Annotated in this window: 1 protein-coding gene; it reads left to right on the top strand. The window is 69.2% G+C overall.

Annotation, left to right across the window (positions count from 1 at the left end):
• Positions 1-2: 2 nt before the first annotated feature.
• A partial coding sequence (locus EF387_RS46400) for a 2-oxoacid:acceptor oxidoreductase subunit alpha (protein WP_238432108.1) occupies positions 3-1828 on the top strand: 1826 nt, incomplete at its 3' end.

Raw genomic sequence — 1828 nt, 5'->3', positions numbered from 1 at the left:
TCATCCGGTTCGCGGGTGACTCGGGCGACGGTATGCAGCTCACGGGCGACCGCTTCACCTCGGAGACGGCCTCGTTCGGCAACGACCTGTCGACCCTGCCGAACTTCCCCGCGGAGATCCGGGCCCCCGCCGGCACCCTGCCGGGCGTGTCGTCGTTCCAGCTGCACTTCGCCGACCACGACATCCTCACCCCCGGTGACGCGCCGAACGTGCTGGTGGCGATGAACCCGGCGGCACTGAAGGCGAACGTCGGCGATCTGCCGCGGGGCGCGGAGATCATCGTCAACACGGACGAGTTCACCAAGCGGGCGATGCAGAAGGTCGGCTACGCGACCAACCCGCTCGAGGACGGCTCGCTGGACGGCTACAACCTCCACCCGGTGCCGCTGACCACGCTGACCGTGGAGGCGCTCAAGGAGTTCGACCTGTCCCGCAAGGAGGCCGAGCGCAGCAAGAACATGTTCGCGTTGGGGCTGCTCAGCTGGATGTACCACCGGCCGACGGAGGGTACGGAGCGGTTTCTGAAGTCGAAGTTCGCCAAGAAGCCGGACATCGCGGCGGCGAACATCGCCGCGTTCCGCGCGGGCTGGAACTTCGGCGAGACCACCGAGGACTTCGCGGTCTCCTACGAGGTGGCGCCGGCGGCGAAGGCGTTCCCGGTCGGCACCTACCGCAACATTTCCGGCAACCTGGCCCTGTCCTACGGTCTGATCGCCGCGTCCCAGCAGGCGGACCTGCCGCTGTACCTGGGCTCGTACCCGATCACCCCGGCCTCGGACATCCTGCACGAGCTGTCCCGGCACAAGAACTTCGGTGTCCGCACCTTCCAGGCCGAGGACGAGATCGCGGGCATCGGTGCCGCGCTGGGTGCGGCCTTCGGCGGCTCCCTGGCCGTGACGACCACCTCCGGTCCGGGTGTGGCGCTCAAGAGCGAGACCATCGGTCTGGCCGTGTCGCTGGAGCTGCCGCTGCTGATCGTCGACATCCAGCGCGGCGGGCCCTCGACCGGTCTGCCGACCAAGACCGAGCAGGCCGACCTGCTGCAGGCGATGTACGGCCGCAACGGCGAGGCCCCCGTCCCCGTGGTCGCGCCGCGCACGCCCGCCGACTGCTTCGACGCGGCCATCGAGGCCGCCCGGATCGCGCTGACCTACCGCACCCCGGTGTTCCTGCTCTCCGACGGCTACCTAGCCAACGGCTCCGAGCCGTGGCGCATCCCCGAGCTCGACGAACTCCCGGACCTCCGGGTGCAGTTCGCGAGCGGCCCGAACCACACCCTGGACGACGGCACCGAGGTGTTCTGGCCCTACAAGCGCGACCCGCAGACCCTGGCCCGGCCCTGGGCGATCCCGGGCACGCCGGGCCTGGAGCACCGTATCGGCGGCATCGAGAAGCAGGACGGCACGGGCAACATCTCCTACGACCCGGCCAACCACGACTTCATGGTCCGCACCCGCCAGGCCAAGATCGACGGCATCGACGTCCCCGACCTCGAGGTCGACGACCCTTCCCCAAACTCTCAGCTTCGTTCGAGCAGGGGAGGCCCCAACCAGGCGACGACGCTGGTCCTGGGCTGGGGCTCCACCTACGGGCCGATCACCGCCGCGGTACGGCGGCTGCGCAACGCCGGGCACGCGATCGCGCAGGCGCATCTGCGCCACCTCAACCCCTTCCCGCGGAATCTCGGCGAGGTCCTGCGGCGTTACGACAAGGTGGTGGTGCCCGAGATGAACCTCGGTCAGCTCGCCACCCTCATCCGGGCGAAGTACCTGGTCGACGCCCACTCCTACAACCAGGTGAACGGTATGCCGTTCAAGGCCGAGCAGCT

Origin of the sequence: Streptomyces cavernae, from assembly GCF_004023625.1 — a bacterium.
In the GTDB taxonomy this organism is placed as follows: Bacteria; Actinomycetota; Actinomycetes; order Streptomycetales; family Streptomycetaceae; genus Streptomyces; species Streptomyces cavernae.
This window is presented reverse-complemented; position numbering and strand designations above follow the sequence as displayed.